This is a genomic window from Rhizobium sp. 01T417 (assembly GCF_056398905.1).
On the sequence record NZ_JBFTQH010000006.1, the window covers coordinates 38,227 to 58,814 of the forward strand.

General features: G+C 60.1%; 17 protein-coding genes. 15 read left to right on the top strand and 2 right to left on the bottom strand.

Features of this window, described 5'->3' with window-relative positions; translation table 11 throughout:
• Window positions 1–62: 62 nt before the first annotated feature.
• The 3 genes from nadA to nadC are packed head-to-tail and all read left to right on the top strand — an operon-like array spanning window position 63 to window position 3,422.
• Window positions 63–1,034 (top strand): quinolinate synthase NadA, encoded by a 972-nt coding sequence (gene nadA, locus AC1DPR_RS08585; RefSeq protein ID WP_477816100.1) that lies wholly within the window; start codon window positions 63–65, stop codon window positions 1,032–1,034.
• Complete coding sequence (locus AC1DPR_RS08590; RefSeq protein WP_477816101.1) at window positions 1,031–2,569, top strand: L-aspartate oxidase; 1,539 nt, start codon at window positions 1,031–1,033, stop codon at window positions 2,567–2,569. The genes nadA and AC1DPR_RS08590 overlap by 4 nt, the downstream gene beginning before the upstream one ends.
• Before the next feature lies 1 nt (window position 2,570).
• Complete coding sequence (nadC, locus tag AC1DPR_RS08595; RefSeq protein ID WP_477816102.1) at window positions 2,571–3,422, top strand: carboxylating nicotinate-nucleotide diphosphorylase; 852 nt, start codon at window positions 2,571–2,573, stop codon at window positions 3,420–3,422.
• A gap of 211 nt (window positions 3,423–3,633) precedes the next feature.
• On the opposite strand, the gene AC1DPR_RS08600 is transcribed toward nadC, so the two are convergent.
• Complete coding sequence (locus AC1DPR_RS08600; protein ID WP_477816103.1) at window positions 3,634–4,452, bottom strand: ferritin-like domain-containing protein; 819 nt, start codon at window positions 4,450–4,452, stop codon at window positions 3,634–3,636.
• A gap of 141 nt (window positions 4,453–4,593) precedes the next feature.
• Here AC1DPR_RS08600 and AC1DPR_RS08605 point away from each other — a divergent pair, with 141 nt between their 5' ends.
• The 7 genes from AC1DPR_RS08605 to AC1DPR_RS08635 are packed head-to-tail and all read left to right on the top strand — an operon-like array spanning window position 4,594 to window position 13,439.
• The gene (locus AC1DPR_RS08605; RefSeq protein WP_477816104.1) at window positions 4,594–6,876 is read left to right on the top strand and encodes a 4Fe-4S binding protein; all 2,283 of its coding nucleotides are present in this window, start codon (window positions 4,594–4,596) and stop codon (window positions 6,874–6,876) included.
• Window positions 6,877–6,899: 23 nt separating this feature from the next.
• Complete coding sequence (gene nosZ, locus AC1DPR_RS08610; protein WP_113469936.1) at window positions 6,900–8,810, top strand: TAT-dependent nitrous-oxide reductase; 1,911 nt, start codon at window positions 6,900–6,902, stop codon at window positions 8,808–8,810.
• Window positions 8,807–10,183: a nitrous oxide reductase family maturation protein NosD gene (locus tag AC1DPR_RS08615; protein WP_477816105.1), complete on the top strand. Its 1,377-nt coding sequence runs from the start codon at window positions 8,807–8,809 to the stop codon at window positions 10,181–10,183. The genes nosZ and AC1DPR_RS08615 overlap by 4 nt, the downstream gene beginning before the upstream one ends.
• Window positions 10,180–11,097 (top strand): ABC transporter ATP-binding protein, encoded by a 918-nt coding sequence (locus tag AC1DPR_RS08620; protein WP_018858105.1) that lies wholly within the window; start codon window positions 10,180–10,182, stop codon window positions 11,095–11,097. Before AC1DPR_RS08615 ends, AC1DPR_RS08620 begins: the two co-directional genes overlap by 4 nt.
• Window positions 11,094–11,921: an ABC transporter permease subunit gene (locus AC1DPR_RS08625; protein ID WP_018858104.1), complete on the top strand. Its 828-nt coding sequence runs from the start codon at window positions 11,094–11,096 to the stop codon at window positions 11,919–11,921. The genes AC1DPR_RS08620 and AC1DPR_RS08625 overlap by 4 nt, the downstream gene beginning before the upstream one ends.
• Window positions 11,918–12,454: a nitrous oxide reductase accessory protein NosL gene (locus AC1DPR_RS08630; protein WP_477816106.1), complete on the top strand. Its 537-nt coding sequence runs from the start codon at window positions 11,918–11,920 to the stop codon at window positions 12,452–12,454. Before AC1DPR_RS08625 ends, AC1DPR_RS08630 begins: the two co-directional genes overlap by 4 nt.
• Complete coding sequence (locus AC1DPR_RS08635; RefSeq protein ID WP_477816107.1) at window positions 12,447–13,439, top strand: FAD:protein FMN transferase; 993 nt, start codon at window positions 12,447–12,449, stop codon at window positions 13,437–13,439. Before AC1DPR_RS08630 ends, AC1DPR_RS08635 begins: the two co-directional genes overlap by 8 nt.
• Window positions 13,440–13,599: 160 nt before the next feature.
• Here the strand turns inward: AC1DPR_RS08635 and AC1DPR_RS08640 are convergent, their stop codons facing one another.
• Window positions 13,600–15,183, bottom strand: coding sequence for a Na+/H+ antiporter (locus AC1DPR_RS08640; RefSeq protein ID WP_477816108.1), 1,584 nt, complete (start codon window positions 15,181–15,183; stop codon window positions 13,600–13,602).
• A 332-nt stretch (window positions 15,184–15,515) separates the two neighbouring features.
• Between AC1DPR_RS08640 and AC1DPR_RS08645 the strand changes: the two genes are divergently transcribed.
• From AC1DPR_RS08645 to AC1DPR_RS08665, 5 genes are read left to right on the top strand one after another with little or no spacing between them, the layout of a single operon-like run.
• Entirely contained in the window at window positions 15,516–17,099 is a 1,584-nt protein-coding gene (locus tag AC1DPR_RS08645) for an ABC transporter substrate-binding protein (RefSeq protein WP_477816109.1), read from the top strand.
• Window positions 17,100–18,182, top strand: coding sequence for an ABC transporter permease (locus AC1DPR_RS08650; RefSeq protein WP_477816110.1), 1,083 nt, complete (start codon window positions 17,100–17,102; stop codon window positions 18,180–18,182). It begins immediately after the preceding gene.
• A complete protein-coding gene (locus AC1DPR_RS08655) occupies window positions 18,179–19,036 on the top strand; it encodes an ABC transporter permease (RefSeq protein WP_477816111.1) in 858 nt (285 codons plus the stop codon). Before AC1DPR_RS08650 ends, AC1DPR_RS08655 begins: the two co-directional genes overlap by 4 nt.
• A complete protein-coding gene (locus AC1DPR_RS08660) occupies window positions 19,029–19,853 on the top strand; it encodes an ATP-binding cassette domain-containing protein (RefSeq protein ID WP_477816112.1) in 825 nt (274 codons plus the stop codon). Before AC1DPR_RS08655 ends, AC1DPR_RS08660 begins: the two co-directional genes overlap by 8 nt.
• Window positions 19,850–20,554, top strand: a complete 705-nt coding sequence (locus tag AC1DPR_RS08665; RefSeq protein WP_477816113.1) for an ABC transporter ATP-binding protein — start codon at window positions 19,850–19,852, stop codon at window positions 20,552–20,554. Before AC1DPR_RS08660 ends, AC1DPR_RS08665 begins: the two co-directional genes overlap by 4 nt.
• Window positions 20,555–20,588: the final 34 nt, after the last annotated feature.

Genomic DNA, 20,588 nt, shown 5'->3' on the forward strand with positions numbered 1-20,588 from the left:
TCATAACGAGAATATCTATGCGCTCTAGATATGCTCTGATTGAGTATAAATAGGAGCCGGCCATGAACCCCAGCGTTTCCGCATCATCGCTCTACGAGCGCGTTCGTCGCGTCATCCCCAAGGCGGAGTGGATGTCGTTCGAAGACGACGTCGAGGCGATCCTTGAGCTGAAGCGGCGGCGAAACGCCGTCATTCTTGCGCATAACTATCAAACGCCGGAAATCTTCCACGGGGTTGCCGATATCGTCGGCGACAGCTTGGCACTGGCGCGCAAGGCGATTGACGTCGAGGCGGATATCATCGTGCTTGCCGGCGTGCATTTCATGGCCGAAACGGCCAAGCTCCTCAATCCCGACAAGACGGTGCTCATCCCGGATATGGGGGCCGGTTGCTCGCTGGCGGATTCGATCACGCCCGAGGATGTGGCGCTTCTACGCCAGGCCCACCCCGGCGTGCCTATCATTACCTATGTGAACACCTCGGCGGCCGTGAAGGCGGCATCGGACATTTGCTGCACATCGGGAAATGCCAGGCAGGTTGTCGAGTCGCTCGGCGTGCCGCGCGTGCTGATGATTCCAGACGAGTATCTCGCCCGAAACGTCGCCCGCGAAACGTCGGTCGAGGTGCTTGCCTGGCATGGTCACTGTGAGGTCCATGAACTGTTCACGGCGGATGATGTCAGGCAGCTTCGTGAGAATTATCCCGGGGTGACGGTGCTGGCGCATCCAGAATGTCCTCCGGATGTCGTGGCCGAGGCGGATTTTGCCGGGTCGACGGCAGTGATGTCGGATTTTGTCGGGCAGCAGCGTCCGGCCCGTGTCGTGCTCCTCACCGAATGCTCGATGAGCGACAACGTCGCTGTGAACCATCCCGATGTAGAGTTCATCCGCCCCTGCAACCTTTGCCCGCACATGAAACGGATCACGCTCGCCAACATTCGCACTGCACTCGAGGAAAACCGCCACGAGGTCACCGTCGACCCTAAAGTTGCCGTTTCCGCAAGGCGTGCGGTCGAGCGGATGCTTGCGATATGACCGCGCTTCTCGGGTCATTGAGCGGGCAGGTCGTCGTCGTGGGAAGCGGGCTCGCCGGTATGATGACGGCGCTGACGCTGGCGCCGCAGCCGGTTGTGCTCATTACCCGCGGCGCCATTGGTGCGCAGACCTCGAGCGCCTGGGCGCAAGGGGGGATTGCCGCAAGCCTTGGCGAGAATGACAGCACCGAGTTGCATCTGTCTGATACACTTGCTGCCGGCGACGGCCTGTGCGACCTGCAAGCCGCATCCGAGATCATCGAAGAGGGGCCGGCCGTCATCGCCGCCCTGGAGCGCGCCGGCGTTTCTTTTGATCAGGACAGTCAGGGTCGCCTGGTCCTTGGCCTTGAGGCGGCACATTCGCGTCGACGCATCGTGCATGTGTCCGGGGATGGGTCGGGTGCTGCGATCATCGCCGCACTGGTGCAGGCAATCGCCAACACGCCCTCGATTACCACGCTCGATGCATCCGAGGTGCGCTCGCTTTTGAGCCATGACGGATCTGTCACCGGTGTGGTCATCAGCCGGGGAGGGCAAACCGCTGCCATCATGACCAACCGGGTGGTGTTGGCCACAGGTGGGATCGGCGGACTCTACGATGCCACGACCAATCCCATTTGCAATTTCGGTCAGGGGATCGCGCTGGCGGCAGGGGCGGGGGCCAGGCTTGCCGATATGGAATTCGTGCAGTTTCACCCGACCGGCCTTGACTCTGCGCGACGGCCCTTGGCGCTTGTCAGCGAGGCTGTGCGCGGCGAAGGAGCTGTTCTCGTCAACGACAGGGGGGAGCGCTTCATGACCGGGTTCGACGGCGCCGAGCTTGCTCCGCGCGACGTCGTTGCGCGCGCCATCAGCGACGAGCTCTCGCTGGGGCGGCGTGTCTTTCTCGACGCCCGTGCTGCGCTCGGCAATCGCTTTGCCTCCCGCTTTCCAACGATCTATGCACTCTGTCAGGACGCCGGAATCGACCCGGCAATCGATCTCATTCCAGTGCGCCCCGCCGTCCACTACCACATGGGCGGTGTTGCGACCGATTTGACGGGGCGCAGTTCGGTCCCCGGTCTTTGGGTCATCGGAGAAGCCGCCTCGACCGGACTGCACGGCGCCAATCGTCTGGCCAGCAATTCGCTGCTCGAGGCGGCAGCCCTCGGTATTCGGGCCGCCCGTGATATTGGAGCGACATTGCCGGGCACCGTTCGGTCGGCTCCGGCAGTCTCAGCCGGGCCGGCACCGGATGCGTCTACGGTGCGCGCGATCGTGTCGCGTCACCTCGGCGTGCTGCGCAATGCTGGGGCTCTCCAGGGTGCGATTGCCACCCTGCTGCCGCTCGCGGAATCCGACGGACCCGCTGCTGACCCGGCGATCGTTGCATTGACAATTGCCGTCTTCGCAATGCTGCGCAAGGAAAGCCGCGGAGCGCATGCCCGCACCGATTTTCCGCTGAAGCTGCCTGTCGCCGAACGTCGCTTCATGACATTTGCCGATGTGCTCGATGTCGCACATGCCGCCACCCATTCTTTCGCCCGGAGTGCCTGATATGTCCCTTGCCCCGTTGCCACGCCTTATTATCGAACCGATGGTGCGGACAGCCCTCGTTGAGGATCTCGGCCTTGCCGGCGACATTACCTCGGCGGCGGTCATCCCCGCCGATCATCGCTCGTCTCTGATTATGGTGGCGCGGCAGCCCGGCGTCGTCGCCGGCCTGGATGCGGCTGAACTCGCCTTCCAGCTGGTCGAGCCAACGATCACCATGGCCCGTTATATGGAGGATGGATCCCCGGTCAGGCCCGGTGACATCATCGCGGAGATCACTGGACCATCGCGTGGGTTGCTGACGGGGGAGCGCACGGCGCTGAACTTTCTTGGACATCTGTCCGGCATTGCGACGGTGACGGCAAGATTGGTTGAGGCGGTCAGGGGCACGAAGGCGTCGATTGCCTGCACCCGCAAGACGACACCTGGGCTGCGGGCCCTGGAAAAATACGCGGTGCGCGCCGGCGGGGGCATGAACCATCGGTTTGCGCTTAATGATGCCGTCCTGATCAAGGACAATCACGTGGCGATTGCCGGCGGCGTGGCCGAGGCGATCCGTCGTGCCCGCGCAGGCGTTGGGCACATGGTCAAGATCGAGGTCGAAGTGGATACGCTCGAGCAGCTCGGTGAAGCGATGCGAGAGGGTGCTGATGCGGTCTTGCTCGACAATATGACGCCGGCGCAGCTGCGGGAAGCCGTCGTAATCGTCGACGGTCGCGCGATCACCGAAGCGTCGGGAAGAGTAACGCTTGCAACGGTTGCCGCCGTCGCCGCCTCAGGCGTCGACCTCATCTCTGTTGGCTGGTGTACGCACAGCGCGCCGACGCTGGATATCGGGCTCGACGTGCAAGGCTGACCGATATCGTTGGCAATTCGTCGCGTGTCATGATTTCTGCGGCGCGAGGTTCTTTCCTTTACCTGAATAGTCGAAGGATGCGCGCTTCCTTTTGAAGCGATCGAGCATCCTGCGGAGGTGTTCGGGGTTCTTTTCGGCGAGCAGGCGGGTAGAAGCCCTTGGGAGTTCTTCGACCCTTGCCTGGTCATCCTTGAAAGCCGCTATATCGTCATCATTGTCGCAACAATGCCAAGGTCGCGACGAGCTGACCCGCGTAAAGCTGAGCGAGGTTACGGGTCTGCTCATCCCTGGATCGCTCCGCCTCGCCGAGATAAAAATCAAGAAGCAGTTCTGCTAGCGCAGTGGGTGGGATATCTGCCACCCCCACCGAGTTCTCAAACTTCAATATGCGTCCCCCGAAGGCTGCAACCCGCTGCGCCCAGCCGTTCTGTCGCAGTGTCGTTGGCACTCGCGAGGGCGGATGATTATTTTGAACTAATGTCCGAAGGTGAGCGTCAAGTCTGGTTTCAAGTTCGCGCAGGAGGATCGTTTCAGTCTGCGCGTGCTTCTGGAGATGGAAGGCCAAACGCCGTTCGCGGCGTAGAACAGAGACGTGCCCGAGCTCCTCGCGCGCCATACGTTCCGCCGCTTCGGCAATCTCCTGTGTCGGAGCGTGGGCGGAAACATACGTCCAGAAGAGGAAGGCCCGTTCCTCGTTTCGCACAGCGACCGAAAAGGCCCGATAGGCCGAAAGCAGCGCGGGGTCCGTGAGGTTCATACCCTCATCGTCAAAGACGTCCTCCGGTTCCGAGCCCGCAGCAACGCTGGCCATTCCCATTTGACCTGACCAATCCTCTACGGAAGCAAGATGGCCACGTTCCTCTGCAGCCAGGCGTTCGAACACGGCAACCAGGTCGGGCATTCGCGATCGACGCATATGGTCCGCCAGCGTCTCGTAGCCAGCAATGGCTTCGGTCTCCATAGCCTTCGCCGTTGCCAGCAACTCGGGCATCGAACGGATGGTTATCGGTTCTCTTGGCAATTCTGTCATGGTTCGCTCCTGAGACGCGCCGTCTTGCGGAAACGGTTATCAGAAGGAAAGATTTTCCCGTTTGATACATGTCAAAGATGGGCTGCTGCGTCGCGACTACACCTTTCACCGTAAACCGCCAACGTGGGTGTACGGGGAAGAATGCTTTTGAAATCGAGACCTTGGCTGCAAGCCTGCTTGCAAGCGCTACTCGTGCTTGCTGCAATCTGGTTTTCTGCCGTTGCTTGCAGCGCCGCTGATCAGCTTGCGACCTACATCCAAAAGGTAGAGCCCTCAGAACTTTTCGAGGGAGCGGACAGCTTTGGCCCGCCGCAGGGAGAGCCTCCGATCGCCCCGGTGTTCCGCGGGAGCGAGGTCCTCGGTTACGCCTACCTGAATTCGGACTTCACGGCGTCCGCCGGCTATTCCGGAAAGCCAATCCACATCGTGGTTGGCATTGCGGCCAATGGCGTTATTCGCGGTATCAAACTCGTCGATCACAAGGAACCGATCGTCCTCATTGGCATTCCGCAGGCCCGTGTCGTCGCGGCATTGAATTCGATCATCGGCAAAGACCTCGGACGTGTCGCCGCTGGCCTCGATCGTCCTCCTCAGGTCGACATCGTCAGCGGTGCGACAGTGACCGTCTTGGTCATGGGGGATAGCGTAGTCCGCTCGGCCGTGAAGCTTATTCGTGCCCATCGGCTCGACAGTCAGCAGCCAACCGCTGGAACGTCGGTCGCAACGGAAGTCAAGCGTGTCGACGAGGCGAAGGTAGGCACGCAGGATTGGGAAACGCTCCTTGGAGACGGTTCGATCCGCAGCCTGCGGCTGACAGTGGGTGAGGTCTCGGAGGCTTTCCGCACATCGAATAAGGACGCGGCTGCCGCAAGACCGGAAGCGACGCCCGAAACCGAACGGTTCATTGATCTCTACGTTGCTCCGGTCAGCGTTCCAATCATTGGCCGCAGCCTGCTCGGTGACACCCTGTATGAACGGCTTCGCAAGCAACTGCAGCCGGATCAGGCAGCAATCCTCGTTGCCGGCGACGGGGCTTACTCTTTCAAGGGGTCAGGATATGTGCGCGGCGGGATCTTCGATCGGATCGAACTCCTTCAAGACGGGCAAGGTGTCAGATTCCACGACCACGACCATACCCGCATCCCGGCGCTCGCAGCAGCCGGCGCACCCCGACTGAGGGAAATCGCCCTCTTCGCCGTTCCCAAGGATTTCACCTTCGACGTAACCGAACCCTGGGAGCTTCAGCTCCTGGTACAGCGCGCCGGCGAGGGCACACAGAAGGCCGTGCTACCCTATAACCTCGGCTACTCGCTCCCCACACCCTATGTGAAGGTCGAGAAAGCAAGCCAGACGCCTGCCGCCGCCCCGGTCTCCACAGCGCCGCGCGTGCCGCAGCCGGAAGCAACCGTCGACGAGGGCGAAGCTCCGCTCTGGATATCGATATGGCAGGGAAGCCGCATCAAGATCGCGATAACGATCGGTGCGCTTTTGACGTTGACGGCAATCTTCTTCTTTCAGGACTGGCTTGTCCGCCGGCCGAAACTGTTCGCCTACGTCCGGAACGGCTATCTGTTATTTACTCTTGTTTGGCTGGGGTGGTTCGCCAACGCGCAGCTTTCGGTCGTCAATGTTTTTACCTTTGCCAATGCTCTCGTGACGGGGTTCAATTGGCAGTTCTTCCTGGCAGCCCCGCTCATTTTCCTGCTCTGGGCAGCGGTCGCGGCGGCGCTCTTGTTCTGGGGCCGCGGCCCTTTCTGCGGGTGGCTTTGCCCGTTCGGTGCACTGCAGGAGCTTACCAGTAACGTCGCCAAGAAGCTCAAGGTGCCGCAGGTCAAGCTGCCGTGGGGTCTGCACGAGCGTCTCTGGCCATTGAAGTACATCATTTTCCTCGGTCTCTTCGGCCTTTCCTTCTATTCGATGGCGCTTGCCGAGACGCTCTCCGAGGTAGAGCCGTTCAAGACTGCGATCATCCTGAAGTTTGCACGCCAGTGGCCGTTCGTGCTGTTCGCGGTCACACTTCTGGTCGCCGGACTCTTCATCGAGCGCTTTTACTGCCGTTACCTGTGCCCGCTGGGCGCAGCGCTCGCCATTCCTGGGCGGATCAGGATGTTCGAGTGGCTGAAGCGTTGGCCTGAATGCGGCTCGCCGTGCCAGCGTTGCGCGAAGGAATGCCCGGTTCAGGCCATTCATCCCGAAGGTCAGATCAATGTGAACGAGTGCATTTACTGCATGCACTGCCAGGAGCTGTACCAGGACGACCACCGCTGCCCGCACATGATCCAGGTCCGCCTCAAGCGCGAGAAGTTCATGGCGCTGTCGACACCTGAATCCAGAGGAGAGGTCACCACCAAGAAGAAGGTCGAGGTTACCTACAAGGGTAGTCCAATCAAGAAAGCAGATTCCGCGTCGGATCAGCCGGCGTGAACATACCCACCAAGGAGACGCAAATGACAACTGAAGAAAAGCATCCATTGTTCAACAGACGGCAACTTTTGGGGACGACTGCTTTCGCGGCGGCAGCCGGCGCGGCCGGGGTCGGTGGCGCTCTGACGCTTTCCGGAGCCACGGCTACGGCGGCGCGCGCGGAAGGCTTGAACCATGAGGTCAAGCCTGGCGAACTCGACGAATACTACGTGTTCGTGTCCGGAGGGCAATCTGGCGAAATCAGAGTGGTTGGTCTCCCATCCATGAGAGAACTCATGCGTATCCCGGTTTACAACCGCTGCAGCGCGACCGGCTGGGGTCTTACCAACGAAAGCCGCAAGGTACTCACGGACGGTCTGCTTCCTCAAACGCGCGAATTCTTGTCCACTCGCGGCGGTGTCTACCACAACGGCGATCTGCACCATCCGCATCCCTCCTTTACCGACGGGACCTACGATGGGCGCTACCTGTTTGCCAATGACAAGGCAAACACGCGCGTCTGCAGAATCCGTCTGGACGTCATGAAGTGCGACAAGATCATCGAACTTCCGAACCAGCACACGGTCCACGGACTTCGTGTGCAGAAGTACCCCAAGACAGGATATGTGTTCTGCAACGGCGAAGATCGCGTTCCGATCCCGAACGACGGCAAGATTCTCGACGATACCAAGCAGTACCACGCTGTCTTCACGGCCGTCGACGGCGAAACGATGAAGGTTGCCTGGCAGCTCATCGTCGATGGCAATCTCGACAACGTCGATGCCGACTATCAGGGGAAGTACTGCTTTGCGACCTGCTACAACTCCGAAGAAGGCGTCAATCTTCCGGAGATGATGGCGAAGGACCAGGACTGGGTCGTCGTCTTCAATCTCAAGAGGATCGAAGATGCCGTCGCGCGGGGCGACTTCAAGGAGATCGGTGGCGTTCCCGTTCTCGACGGCCGCCACGGCTCCGCCTACACGCGTTACATCCCGGTTTCGAACAGCCCGCATGGCATGAACACGGCTCCGGACGGAATACATGTCGTCGCCAACGGAAAGCTGTCTCCTACCGTCACAGTATTCGACGTTCGCAAGTTCGATGACCTGTTCGAGGACAAGATTCAACCGCGCGACACGGTCGTCGCCGAGCCTCAGCTTGGCCTCGGGCCGCTCCATACGGCCTATGACGGGCGCGGCAATGCCTACACCACCCTGTTCATCGACAGCCAGATCTGCAAGTGGAACATTGAAGACGCTATCCGCGCCTTCAAGGGCGAGAAGGTCGACCCGATCCGTCAGAAGCTCGACGTTCAATATCAGCCGGGTCACAACCACACATCAATGGGCCAGACCAAAGACGCGGACGGAAAGTGGCTCATTTCGCTGAACAAGTTCTCGAAGGATCGCTATCTTAACGTCGGCCCCCTGAAGCCGGAGAATGATCAGTTGATCGACATTTCCGGCGACAAGATGGTTCTCGTTCACGACAATCCCACCTTCGCCGAACCACACGACGCGACCATCGTTCATTCGTCGAAGATCAATCCCGTAAGTGTCTGGAAAAGGGACGACGTCTTCTTCGCCGATGCAGTCGCTCAGGCCAAGAAGGACAACATCGACCTCCTGTCGGACTCCCAGGTTATCCGGGATGGAAACAAGGTGCGGGTCTATATGACGTCGGCGGCCCCGGCGTTTGGCCTTGAATCATTCAATGTCAGGCAGGGCGACGAGGTGACCGTCTACGTTACCAACATCGATGACGTGGAGGATCTTACTCACGGCTTCTCGATCGTAAACTACGGTATCCAGATGGAGGTCGCGCCGCAGGCGACCGCGTCGGTGACCTTCACCGCCGACAAGCCAGGCGTCTATTGGTACTATTGCTCGTGGTTCTGCCATGCGATGCATATGGAGATGCAGGGCCGCATGCTCGTTGAACCAAAGGCAGCATGATGCCGCCGCTTGGCAAAATAGCACTCCTCGGAATGGCGGTCGCAACGACCGCCATTCCGGCCCATGTTCGCGCCGCAGAATTCCAGCTTGCGGCAGCGGATGCCTCAACCGTTCAACGTGTCCTTGATGCCGCCACAGATGGAGACATCGTACGGCTGTCCCCTGGCCGGTATGCCGGACCGTTGACTGTCAGCAGGCAGATCGTGCTGGAAGGGCAGTCTGGCGCGGCCGTCGTGGGCAATGGCAAGGGAAGCGTGATCACGATCACGGCGCCAGGAGCCGTTGTGCGAGGTCTTGAGATTGAAGGATCCGGCTCTGATCTGTCTGCGCTCGATTCCGGGGTGTTTGTAAGCCAGAGCGCTGACCATGCGGTGGTCGAAGACAACACGATCAAGGGAAACCTGAACGGTGTCTATCTGCACGGTGCCGCCGGTTCCGTCGCCCAACGCAACCGGATCATCGGAATGGCGTCGGGTCGAATGAGCGAGGCCGGCAATGGCGTCTCACTGTGGAACGCCCCGGGAGCAATGATCGTGGACAATGACATTAGCCTCGGCAAGGACGGCATCTCGACGAACGCGAGCAAACGCAACGTCTTCAAGGGAAACCGCTTCCGCGACCTGCGGTTCGCCATCCACTACATGTACACCAACGACAGCGAAATCAGCGACAACGTCTCGGTGGGCAACCTGGTCGGCTTTGCCATCATGTTTTCGAACCATCTGAAGATCACCGGAAATGTCTCCGACGGCGACCGGGATCACGGATTGCTCCTCAACTTTGCCAACGGCTCGACCATAAGGCAAAACAGGGTCACCGGCCGCCTCCAGCCATCAGATCGATGGCTGTTGGGTGGAACAAGGGCTGACGCCAGCGACATGCCTGGCATCGAGACGCGACTTGCCGAAGGGCAGGGGACGCAGCTCGGACCGGAGAAGTGCGTGTTCATTTACAACGCAAACCGGAATGTCCTTGAAGACAACGTGTTTGAGAACTGTGCGATCGGCATACATTTTACAGCCGGTTCCGAAGGAAATGCCATTGCCGGCAATGCGTTCGTAGGCAACCGGAATCAGGTAAAGTACGTCGGGTCACGTTACCTCGATTGGTCGAAGAATGGTCGAGGTAACTACTGGAGTGACAATCCCGCGTTCGATCTCGATGGCGACGGGATAGCAGACAGTCCCTATCGCCCCAATGACATCATCGACACCGTTCTTTGGACAGCCCCGCAGGCCAAGGTTTTGACCACAAGTCCCGCGGTTCAGATCATCCGATGGGCGCAGTCCCAATTCCCTTCGCTCCTGCCGGGCGGCGTGGTTGACAGCAAGCCCCTGATGGGGCCGCCCGTACCCTTGGAGAATGCACGATGACGGCGACAATTTCTCTCGAACACGTTTCGAAATTTTATGGCGATACCGCCGCGATCAACGATGTTTCGTTTTCCCTTGGCGAGGGAGAGCTGGTTGCACTTGTCGGTCACAATGGAGCCGGCAAGACGACGTTGATCAAAGCGATCCTGGGGCTTCTTCGACCGACCGACGGAAAGGTGCGCGTCCTTGGCGAGGACCCGGTTTCAGGGAACCTGGTCGTGCGCAGGGAGGTCGGATATCTCCCCGAGAGTGTCACTTTCCATCTGGCGCTCACTGGACGTGAGGTTCTGTCATTCTATGCGAAGCTGAAGCGCGTGCCGGCAGATCGATGGCGAAATCTCTTCGATCAGGTCGGCCTGGCGCAGAACGCTGCCGACAGGACGGTAAGGACCTATTCGAAGGGAATGCGCCAACGATTGGGCCTGGCACAGGCACTTCTCGGAGAGCCACGCCTTCTCCTCCTGGACGAACCCACCAGTGGATTGGATCCAGCACTACGACGCAGTTTCTACGATCTCATCCTCGACTTCCAGAAGAAGGGAACGACCGTACTTCTCTCCTCCCACGCCCTCAGCGAGCTTGAGGAAAGGGCCGAACGCGTCGTTATCATCAACGGCGGTAACAAGATCGCCGACGGAACGCTTGACGAACTGCGGCGGATTGCCTGCCTGCCGACCCAGATCCGGTTCAAGCCGAGCAGCGAGTCCGCTGCTCACTCGTGGTTTGACGGGCCGGTGCGATGGACCGAGCGCAAGGATAAATTTCTGGAAGCCAGTGTCGACCATAGCGAGAAGATCGCGGTTCTGTCGGCTGTAACATCCGATCCGGCTGCACTGACCAGCATGACTGTCATCGAGCCGACACTCGATGACGTCTATGCGCATTTCCTCCAACGACAGGGAAGAAAGCCGTGAACAATATCGTGATCATTGCCCGAAAGGAGATCCAGGAGGGGTTGAGAAACCGCTGGGTCATCGCGGTGACCTTGCTACTTGCGTCCCTGGCGCTGACGCTTTCGTTTCTGGGCAGTGCGCCGACCGGCAACGTCGGCGCGGGCCGTTTGGATATCGTCATCGTCAGTCTTGCCAGTCTCACGATCTTTCTTGTTCCCCTCATTGCCTTGCTGCTTTCGCATGATGCGATCGTTGGAGAACTGGAGCGTGGAACACTTCTCCTGCTTCTGAGCTATCCGGTAGCGCGTAGCCAGATTGTGTTCGGAAAATTCCTGGCGCACATACTCATACTCTCGTTCGCCACTCTGTTGGGCTACGGCGCGGCGGGTCTGGCGCTCGTTGTCGCCGGGACGCCGACCACTGCGGAGAGTTGGACGGCGTTCGGCGCCATGATTGGATCCTCGATCCTGCTTGGATCGGTCTTCACCGCTATCGGATATCTTGTCAGCGCGACTGTCAGCCAGAGGAGCACGGCCGGGGGCATCGCCTTGGGAGTATGGCTGTTTTTCGTCATCATCTACGACATGGGTTTGCTGGGTGCGATCGTGTCGACGAAGGGCGTTGGATTTTCGCCGGGGCTGCTAAGCATACTTCTGATGGCCAATCCGACCGATGCCTACCGTCTGCTCAACCTGGGATCGGAAACGGCCGGCTCTGTCTCGGCACTGTCCGGTCTCGCAGCGAGTTCGAAGCTGTCTCCGACCGTCCTGATGGCATCCTTGGCCTTATGGGTTGCCGTCCCTCTATCGTTGGCCATGCTTCGTTTTTCCAGGAGAGAACTTTGAACCGCTCGTTCGCAATATCAGTCGTCCTTATGGCATCTCTGTTAAGCGCTTGCGAGAAGGCCGAGACCATCGTGCCTCCTCCGTTGGAGCTTACCTCCGATGCAGTGGATCATTTCTGCGGCATGAACGTGCTGGAGCATGCGGGGCCGAAAGGACAGGTTCTCCTAAAGAATGGCGGAAAGCCGGTCTGGTTCAGTTCGTCGCGTGATGCAGTTGCGTTTACCCGGCTTCCGGAAGAACCAAAGGACATTGCTGCAATCTACGTATCGGACATGAGCCACGCTACAAGTTGGGAAGCGCCGGGAAGTCAAAACTGGGTTGAAGCCGATCGCGCATTCTTCGTTGTGGGAAGCAAGGTTCATGGCGGGATGGGCGCACCGGAAACCGTTCCTTTTTCCGTTCGGGCAGACGCCGAAGAGTTTGCGAAAAAGAACGGCGGCAGAATTTCGATCCTCGGGGAAATCAAGGATCAGGATGTTCTCGGAACGTCTACCAGCGCACCCGCGAGCTCGGAGATTGAAACCAATGGTTAGAGCCGTCACCAGGCGACGTGCCATAGGAATTATCGCAGCGGCAGCCGGACTTCCGCTGCTTTACTCCAGCTCCCCCGCGAAAGCCAACGCGCCGGTCGTCGTCTGGACCGGTCAAGCACTCGGAGCGCCGGCCAAGCTGGTCCTGCATCACGGCAATATGGCCAAGGCTCGGCGGTTAATAGATGAGATCGTTCTTGAAGTTGCTCGGCTAGAAGGAATTTTCAGTCTGTATCGCGACGATTCGATCCTCGCGGAACTCAATCGGGTAGGTGGGGTTGCCGTGTCTTCGCCAGAGATGGTGTCCTTGCTCGACCAGTGTCTGCGGGTCTGGGAAAGGACCGGCGGGTTGTTCGATCCTACCGTGCAGCCGCTATGGGAGGTGTATCGCGATCACTTTGCATCGGGGCATGGAGATGAATTCGGACCCAGCCAGACCAAGCTGAACAGGGCTCTCGGCAAGGTCGGCTTCGAAGCCGTAAGGTATGGCTCGGACCGCATCGCCTTCGCCGAGCGGGGAATGGCGATGACCCTGAATGGCGTTGCCCAGGGGTTCATTACCGATCGAGTAGCCTATATGTTGCGGAACGAAGGCTTCGACAGTTGCCTTGTGAACATGGGTGAGGAACGGGCGGTCGGCGCACAATCGGATGGAACGCCATGGCATGTCGGGTTGGCCACAACCGAAGATAGCCTGGATCCCGATGCGGTGCTGTCCATCGTAAATCGGGCGGTCGCCACGTCCAGCCCGACTGGCTTCGTCTTCGACGAAGACGGCAAATTCGGGCACATCCTCCACCCTAAAACGGGCAGCGCGCCGATGGCCTATCGGAGAGTAACCGTTATCGCTGATGACGCGACCACGGCAGATGCGTTGTCGACAGCATTTAACCTTATGGACGTGAATTCAATAAGATCCGTATTGAAGGACTGGCCCGGAGCCTCTGCCGACCTGGTCGAACCAACTGGCGAAAGGCACCGGATCTAGGCGCTAGATTCATGGCGGGTCGCCGCTCTGCCAGCCCTGGCATTGGTCAAACCTGGTCGAGTAGGGTGAGAACGTCGCCGAACGTCATGTGGGCCAACCGTTTGCTGCAGGAGAATTGTCCTTCAAGGCGCAGCGAGATTTAGGTCATGATCCGCGACAGCTAGGACTTGGCGGAAAGCGCGCTCAATTCTTCGAGATCGAGGTCTCGTTCGAGTTCGTGCAGCGTTTCGTCGTCGATATCACCGGCGCGGTGAAGACGGATCAGTTCACGGCGTCCGGTGGCGATCGCCGCCAGAACGACATCGAAATGGGCATGGAGCAGAACGTCGTGGTGTTCCGTTTTCTGGATATAGTCGACGATCACCTTGGCCCTGAGTTGATAGCGCTCCAGCAGACGAGGATGGATGAGATTGCCTTCGGTGTCATAGGCCCTGTCCTTTACGGTCGCCAATTGCGCCTGAGCCATGGCGGCTTCGGCCTGGCTCAGGTTGAGGCGCGCCTTTTCCGACTCCGGCTCGATCAGCTTTGCCCATTCGATCAGGCGCCCCAGTGTCGTGCCCTGGACCAGTACGGTCCCGACAATGACGGCGAACGATGTCACCAAAATGAAATCGCGGCCGGGAAAGCCCTCGGGCACGCTCAGCGCCAGGGCAAGTGTAACCACACCGCGAACGCCCGCCCAGCTCAGAACGACTGAAGCGCGCGCGCTGAGCGGCGTGTATCGCTTAAGGCCCAAGACCTTGCAGAATTCGACCACAAGGTTTGATCCAAAAACCCAAGCGAAGCGCGCAAGCGTAAGTGCGACCAGGACCGCGAGCATCGGCAATCCCATGGTGGCGATCACGACGCCGAAGCCACCGCCACGTTCGACCACGCCTCGCAAGGATGACCCGATCAGCATGAAAACCGAGGCTTCCATCAGAAAGATCATCACAGTCCAGAACGAAGTGCCGCGCATGCGCGCCGAGGCCGAAAAGACGGTATGCTGATACCAGCCCGCGATCAGGCCCGTCGTCACGGTGGCGATGACGCCGGAAACATGGATCATTTCGCCGAGCATATAGGAAATCCAGGCGAGCAGGGTTGTGGCCGCTATGATCAGGTATTCGTCGTTCAGGCGGCGGACAAACACCACCCATACCGTCCCGATGGCTATGCCGACGGCGGCGCCGCCGAGCGCCAGCAGGAAGAAACTTCCCATCGCCTCGGCCGTGCTGAAGGCACCCGTGACGCCGGCGGCAATGGCGAACCGGAACAGCACCAAACCGCTTGCATCATTGAGCAGGCTCTCGCCCTCGAGCAGGATTTGAAGGCGGCGGGGCAGCTTGACCCGTTGCAGCACGGCGCGAGCGGAGATCGCATCGGGTGGTGACACGATCGCCCCGAGAACCGCGCAGGCCGCCCATGGCAAGGAAGGAAAGAGGAAGTGGACCGCGACTGCCACGACGGCGCAGGTGAAAAATACCGCGCCGACGGCAAGCGAAGCAATGCCGATCATGTGGCGGCGCAGCCGGCCGAGAGCGATGAACCAGGCACCGTCCATCAACAGTGGTGGCAGGAAGATGACGAGTACCAGATCGGGATCAATGGCAATGGCTGGCAGACCCGGCAGAAAGGCAAGCAGTGCACCTCCGGCGAGCAGCGCGACGGAGGGCGGCAAGCCAAACCGGTGAGCAGCATAATGCAACGCGATGATCGCCAAGAACATCACGATCACCAGCTCGAACAAGTGAGTTGGGTCCATTAAGCGCTGCCTGATTTCCACCCGATGGTCTATTACAATGCGCGTTTGCTCGAAATGCAATCGCCCGGGCATGCCTGTCGCATCCAGCACGCCAAGGCTCCACTGGATTCTGCATTGCCACGGGAGGAACCGTGAGGCATATGGATCCGGCAAATGGGCATGCGCCGAGCCGGCCGCGCTGCCAGCGGTCCCTGACGGAAAGATTTTCCATCGAGGAACAGATAAATGGAACGATCCGCACTCGTGACCGGCGAGCGCCCAGCTATTTTGCGGCCAATAGGCGGCTACCAAGCGCGGTTGCCCGTTAGGCACTAGTTTGTGGAGATATGCATATGAATTTCATTGCTCGCCGTGCGAAATTGCTTGGCACCGTTTTTACCCTGGGGTTGTTGATCGGTGCGCCGGTCCATGCCGAAACACCGCCGAACGTTCTGGTCGTTGCCCAGTCGATTGATGACGCCGTTAGCTTCGACCCGGCTGAGGGCTTCGAGCTCACCACCGTCCAGTCCTTCAACAATCTCTACCAGCGCCTCGTTCAGTCAAATCGTGATGACGGCACCAAGATCGATCCGGCGCTTGCCGCCTCCTGGGAAGCCGGCAGTGACGGCAAGAGCCTGACCTTTGCGCTCGCCGACGCGAAGTTCGCCTCCGGTAACCCGGTGCGCCCGGAGGACGTGATCTTCTCGCTGACGCGCGCCGTCAAGCTCAACAAGTCGCCTGCCTTCATCCTGAACGAGCTCGGCTGGAAGGCCGATAATGTCGATGCTGCCGTCACCAAGGTTGATGACAAGCATGTGAAGCTCACCTGGACGGCCGATGTCGGCTCAGGCTTCGCGCTGTCGCTACTGACGGCGCCGATCGCCTCGATCGTCGACGAGCAGACCGTTGCCGCAAATGCAAAGGACAACGATTTCGGCAATGCATGGCTGAAGACCAATTCGGCTGGCAGCGGTGCCTACGCGATCGGCACCTACACGCCCCACGAGGCGCTGGTGCTCCAGGCCAATGCCAATTCGAACGACAAGCCGAAGCTCGAGAGTGTCATCATCCGCAACGTGCCGGACGTCGGCGCCCGCCGCCTGCTCGTTGAGCAGGGCGATGCCGATATCGCCCGGGGCCTCTCTGCCGACCAGATTGAAGCGCTGAAGGATAAGAGCGGCATTCAGGTCCTCTCTGTTGCCTCGGCCCGCACCGACTACATCCTCCTGAACAGCAAGGCGAACGAGACGCTCGGCAATCCGGCGTTCTGGGAGGCTGCGCGTTACCTTGTGGATTATGACGGCATTGCCAAAAACCTGCTGCGTGGCCAGAGCACCGTTCATCAGTCGTTCCTGCCGGTGGGCTTCCCCGGTGCACTGACGGATACCCCCTTCAAGCTCGATGTCGAAAAGGCGAAGAAGATTCTGGCGGATGCCGGTATCAAGACGCCGTTCAAGATCGAATTCATCGTCTTCAACGACCAGCCGTTCCTTTCGATCGCGCAGTCGCTGCAGTCGACCTTCGCGCAGGCCGGCATCACGCTGGACATCCAGCCGGGTGTTGCAAGCGACATCTATGCCCGTGGACGTGCCGGCAAATACGAGATGACCCTGCGTTATTGGATCCCGGACTATTTTGACGCTCACTCGAACGCCAGTGCCTTCGCCATCAACAAGGACAATTCAGCCAACACGGTTGCCAAGCAGGCCGGCTGGGTGATTCCCGAACTGACCGACGCGACGCTTGCTGCCGTCAAGGAACAGGATCCCGCCAAGCGCGCGGCGCTCTATCAGGATCTGCAAAGGAAGATCCAGGCAAGCTCGCCCTACATCTTTACGCTTCAAGGCAACGACCAGGTCGTGCTAAGCGACAAGGTGAAGAACTATGCCCAAGGTCTGAACGCAGACCAGGTTTATTACGACAAGGTAGAAAAGTAAGTGCCGCAGGCGGCAACACCCCCTAATGCCGACATGAGCAACTCCCGCCAGCACAGAAGCTGGCGGGAGTTGTCTTTCGTCTTGCCTCTTGTCAAGTGGCTGTGGTCCTTTGCACTGACGCTCTTTGGGCTGGCAATCGTGACCTTTGCCATGACGCGGCTTTCCCCCATCGATCCGGCGCTGCAACTCGTTGGCGACCATGCCAGCCAGTCGACCTATGAACAGGCGCGGCTCGAACTCGGGCTCGACCAGCCGTTGCCGATGCAGTTCCTGCGCTATGTCGAGACGGCGCTTTCTGGCAATCTCGGCCAGTCAATCTCGACCGGCCAGCCGGTCGCGCATGATATCGCCCGTACGTTTCCGGCGACGATAGAGCTTGCCACGACGGCAATCGTCCTTGGCGCGACGATCGGCCTGGCGCTCGGCATCATCGCGGCAATGCGGCAGGGGACATGGATCGACGGTGTTTGCCGCCTTGTATCTCTGTTTGGCTATTCGGTGCCTATCTTCTGGCTCGGCCTTTTGCTGCTGTTGCTCTTCTACGCCCGGCTGCATTGGGCGCCCGGGCCGGGCAGGGCGGATGTCGTGTTCCAGTACACCGTCAAGCCTGTCACCGGTTTCGCGCTGATCGACACGTGGCGTTCCGGCAAGCCTGGTGCCTTTCGTGATGCGCTGGCCCATCTGGCATTGCCGGCGACCGTGCTTGCCATGCATGCTCTTGCGGCAATCTCGCGGTTGACGAGGGCCTCGATCATTGCCGAGCTCGGCCAGGAGTATGTAACCACCGCACGAGCAAAAGGGGCCCGCCTGGGGCGGATCGTCTTCGTCCATATTCTGCCGAACATCTCCGGGACGCTGCTGACTGTGATTGCCCTTTCCTATGCAAGCCTGCTTGAGGGAGCCGTCCTGACCGAAACTGTCTTTGCGTGGCCCGGTATCGGACGTTACCTGACGACGGCGATGTTTGCGGGCGACATGCCTGCGATCCTGGGAGCCACGCTTGTCGTCGGTGCCTCCTTTGTGCTTCTCAACGCGCTAACTGATCTCGCCGTGGCTCGGCTGAAAGTGGAAAGAAAGCGATGAGCGCCATCGAACAAGCGCGGATCGGCGGGATGTCCTTTGGTTGGCGGATGCTTCGCTCCCCTTCGGCAGCGTCGGGCGGTGGCATCGTGATTTTCATCCTCGCTATTGCGCTGCTTGCGCCGTTTGTCGCGCCCTACGATCCGAATCTGCAGGAAACGGCCAATCGCCTCATGGCCCCGAGTGCTGCCCACTGGCTCGGCACCGATGGCTTCGGACGCGACATCCTCTCGCGCTTGATCTATGGGGCACGGCCGACCCTGCTCCTGGTGCTCATTGTGGCATTGCTGATGGCGCCGCTCGGCATTGCCGTTGGTATACTCGCAGGCTTTTTCGGCGGCGCGACGGAGCGTATCCTGATGCGTTTCACCGACATCGTCATGTCCTTCCCGCGGTTGCTGTTGTCGTTCGCCTTTGTTGCGATCCTGGGGCCCGGGCTTATCAACGGTGCACTGGCGCTCGCCTTGACGAGTTGGCCGGCCTACGCCCGTCAGGCTCGCGTTGAGACCGGAGCGCTCAGGCAGAGCGACTATCTCGCGGCAGCCGAAATGGTCGGCATCAGGGGGGGCAGGCTGCTCTGGGGACATGTCCTTCCGCTGGTGTTGCCATCGGCCGTCATTCGGCTGGCGCTCGACCTTTCAGGCATCATCCTTGCTGCCGCCGGCCTTGGCTTCCTTGGCCTTGGAGTACGACCGCCGACGGCGGAGTGGGGTTCAATGGTCGCCGAGGGCACGCAGGTGATCTTCGATCAATGGTGGGTCGCTGCCGCGCCCGGGCTCGCCATCCTTGTTACCTCGCTCGGCTTCAACTTGCTGGCCGATGGCCTGCGCGACATTCTGGATCCGCGCCATGCTTGAACCGCTTCTGTCTGCCGAGGAACTTTCGATCTCCTTTCCCTCCGATGCAGGCCTGGTTTCCGTTGTCGACCGGATCACCTTTTCAGTCGGACACGAGATCCTGGCGCTCGTTGGAGAATCCGGCTCTGGCAAGTCAATGACGGGACGGGCCATAATGGGTCTCCTGCCGCGCGGCGCAATCATGCGTGCCAGACGCCTGGTCTTTGACGGCAAGGACCTGGCCACGCGTTCGAGCGCTGACTGGAACGCACTGCGCGGGACAGGCTTGGGTCTGATTTTGCAGGATCCGAGATATTCCCTCAATCCGGCGCACCGGGTCGGTCGGCAGGTCGAAGAGGCGCTGCTTCTGCACACGAAGCTTTCGGCTGTCGAGCGACGCGAGCGGGCACTGGACATGCTGGAGAAAGTCGGACTGCCGGATCCGAAGCGCATCTACGCAAGCTATCCGGCGGCACTCTCAGGCGGCATGGGACAGCGGGTGATGATCGCTGCAATGCTGATCAATCGACCGAAGCTGCTCATTGCCGACGAGCCGACTTCGGCTCTCGACCGTGACCTGCAGGACCAGATGCTGACGCTCTTGCGTTCGTTGACGGAGGAGTTCGGCATGGGCCTGCTGCTGATCAGTCACGACCTGCAGCAGGTGTCTCGCTACGCAGACCGTGTGCTCGTCATGCGGCAGGGACGTATCGAGGAAGAAATGACATCCGCCGACCTTTCCCATGCCGGATCGCCCTATACCCGCGCGCTCTGGGCGGCGCGACCGTCGGCGGCCACCTATGGCACGCGGTTGCCGGTTTACGAGGACGATCAGTGAGCGCGCTGGCGGTAAAGGATCTTTCGGTCACCTTTCTGGGCGCCTCGAAGGGCTTCACGGCCGTACGCGGCGTCTCCTTCGAGGTTGCCGCTGGTGAAACCTTCGGTCTCATCGGACCTTCAGGATGCGGCAAGACGAGCGTGCTGCGCGCAATCGCCGGATTGAACACGAATTGGCAGGGCGACATTTCGGTCTTCGGTCAGCCCCTGTCAGCGGGACGCAGGATCACCGGGATGCTGCGCGAGGAGATCCAGATGGTGTTCCAGGATCCATATTCGTCGCTGCATCCTCGCCATCACATCGCGCGCATCTTGGGCGAGCCGCTGTCAATCCGCGGCATGTCAGACGTTACCGAACGCGTGCGTGTTGCGCTCGACCAGGTCGGGCTACCGGCGGCGGTTGCGCAGCGCTACCCGCACCAGATTTCCGGCGGACAGCGGCAGCGCGTGGCCATAGCCCGAGCGCTGCTGCTCAAACCCAAATTGTTGCTGCTCGACGAGCCAACCTCGGCACTCGACGTTTCAGTACAGGCGGGGATCCTCAATCTCTTGAACGACCTCAAGACCTCACAGGGTATCACTTTCATTCTGGTCAGCCACGACCCCGGCGTCGTCGCCCACATGTGCGACCGTGCCGCTATGATGAAGAAGGGCCTGATCGAGGGCATACTTGATCGGTCTGCCTTGTCTGTCGACAGCTAACAACCGGGGCGCTGCAGGCGTCGAAGCAAACAAG

Coding starts and splice junctions, on each gene's coding strand:
- nadA (WP_477816100.1), top strand. CDS start 63: ATGAACCCCAGCGTTTCCGCATCATCGCTCTACGAGCGCGTTCGTCGC.
- AC1DPR_RS08590 (WP_477816101.1), top strand. CDS start 1,031: ATGACCGCGCTTCTCGGGTCATTGAGCGGGCAGGTCGTCGTCGTGGGA.
- nadC (WP_477816102.1), top strand. CDS start 2,571: ATGTCCCTTGCCCCGTTGCCACGCCTTATTATCGAACCGATGGTGCGG.
- AC1DPR_RS08600 (WP_477816103.1), bottom strand. CDS start 4,452: ATGACAGAATTGCCAAGAGAACCGATAACCATCCGTTCGATGCCCGAG.
- AC1DPR_RS08605 (WP_477816104.1), top strand. CDS start 4,594: ATGCTTTTGAAATCGAGACCTTGGCTGCAAGCCTGCTTGCAAGCGCTA.
- nosZ (WP_113469936.1), top strand. CDS start 6,900: ATGACAACTGAAGAAAAGCATCCATTGTTCAACAGACGGCAACTTTTG.
- AC1DPR_RS08615 (WP_477816105.1), top strand. CDS start 8,807: ATGATGCCGCCGCTTGGCAAAATAGCACTCCTCGGAATGGCGGTCGCA.
- AC1DPR_RS08620 (WP_018858105.1), top strand. CDS start 10,180: ATGACGGCGACAATTTCTCTCGAACACGTTTCGAAATTTTATGGCGAT.
- AC1DPR_RS08635 (WP_477816107.1), top strand. CDS start 12,447: ATGGTTAGAGCCGTCACCAGGCGACGTGCCATAGGAATTATCGCAGCG.
- AC1DPR_RS08640 (WP_477816108.1), bottom strand. CDS start 15,183: ATGGACCCAACTCACTTGTTCGAGCTGGTGATCGTGATGTTCTTGGCG.
- AC1DPR_RS08645 (WP_477816109.1), top strand. CDS start 15,516: ATGAATTTCATTGCTCGCCGTGCGAAATTGCTTGGCACCGTTTTTACC.
- AC1DPR_RS08655 (WP_477816111.1), top strand. CDS start 18,179: ATGAGCGCCATCGAACAAGCGCGGATCGGCGGGATGTCCTTTGGTTGG.
- AC1DPR_RS08660 (WP_477816112.1), top strand. CDS start 19,029: ATGCTTGAACCGCTTCTGTCTGCCGAGGAACTTTCGATCTCCTTTCCC.